Genomic DNA, 1129 nt, shown 5'->3' with positions numbered 1-1129 from the left:
GCTCGCCTTCTTCGTTTAGGCCCATATCGCCAGTGATGATGCCTTTTACAACATCGTCTTCAATGATTAGCTGAGCGGCAGGGAAGCCAGGGTAGACTTCAACTTCAAGTGCTTCAGCTTGCTCGCCTAACCAGCGTACAACGTTACCCAGGCTGACAATGTAGTTGCCATCGTTATGCATTGGCTTTGGAATCATCCAGTTCGGAGACTTGAAGCTCTTTTCTGCATTACTCAGCAGATATACTTCGTCTGCTTTAACAGGAACATTTAAAGGAGCACCCATTTCTTTATAGTCAGGGAATAGCTCTTTTAACGCGCGGTCTTCGATAACGGCGCCTGATAGTGTGTGTGCGCCGATTTCTGAGCCTTTTTCAACAACGCAGACAGTAAGTTCTTGGCCTGTTTCTTGTGCTAGTTGACGGATACGGCATGCTGCTGAAAGGCCAGCAGGACCACCACCCACGATGAGAACGTCAAACTCCATCGATTCTCTTTCCATGTTCGGTCTCCTGTTTTTCAAGGTAATTAAAGTTGTCGTTGGTGAGTCTTTACCGATATAGACTTTCTCGCACCACGATATTGCGCGCGATTATACATATAAAGGTATACGAGTGCATTAGTATTCTGGGTTATTTCAAACGATCGTTTGAATTTTATGCAAATTTAATGTCGTTACAAGTCCTGATTGGAAGTTGCTACGTAATAGGGTGTAGATACTGAAGCTTTATTAGTGAAACAAATGCCGGTCATCTAGCTTAATTTTTGCCCAAGTATTGACGCTTTTTTAATTAATCGGCAGTATTATGCGCTCCGCGAATTCGGGGCATGAAGCTTGGAGCTACATAAGTTATTGATTAATTTATGAAAAATAGCTTTTTCGCAGTATCTCGTGTGTGTGCTTGATTAAGGGCATTCGCACCATCAATTCATCAATTGTTAAGAATGAGGAATCTATGAAGGTTCTTGTCGCTGTCAAACGAGTTATTGACTACAACGTCAAAGTACGTGTTAAGGCCGACAATTCAGATGTCGATCTTACTAATATCAAAATGGCAATGAACCCATTTTGTGAAATCGCAGTTGAAGAAGCTGTTCGTCTTAAAGAGAAAGGAATCGCGAGCGAAATCGT

At 42.5% G+C, this 1129-nt stretch carries 1 protein-coding gene and 1 pseudogene; one reads left to right on the top strand and one right to left on the bottom strand.

Features of this window, described 5'->3' with window-relative positions:
- Nucleotides 1–499, bottom strand: a 499-nt coding sequence (locus A3762_RS23125) for an NAD(P)/FAD-dependent oxidoreductase (protein WP_156493691.1), incomplete at its 3' end; no start/stop codon positions are given.
- A gap of 454 nt (nucleotides 500–953) precedes the next feature.
- Here A3762_RS23125 and A3762_RS23120 point away from each other — a divergent pair.
- A pseudogene (locus A3762_RS23120) lies at nucleotides 954–1129 on the top strand (electron transfer flavoprotein subunit beta/FixA family protein); the annotation flags it as partial.

The sequence above is a fragment of the Oleiphilus sp. HI0125 genome (assembly GCF_001635355.1).
Note: the sequence above shows the minus strand (reverse complement) of the source record. Positions and strands in the feature narration are given on the sequence as shown.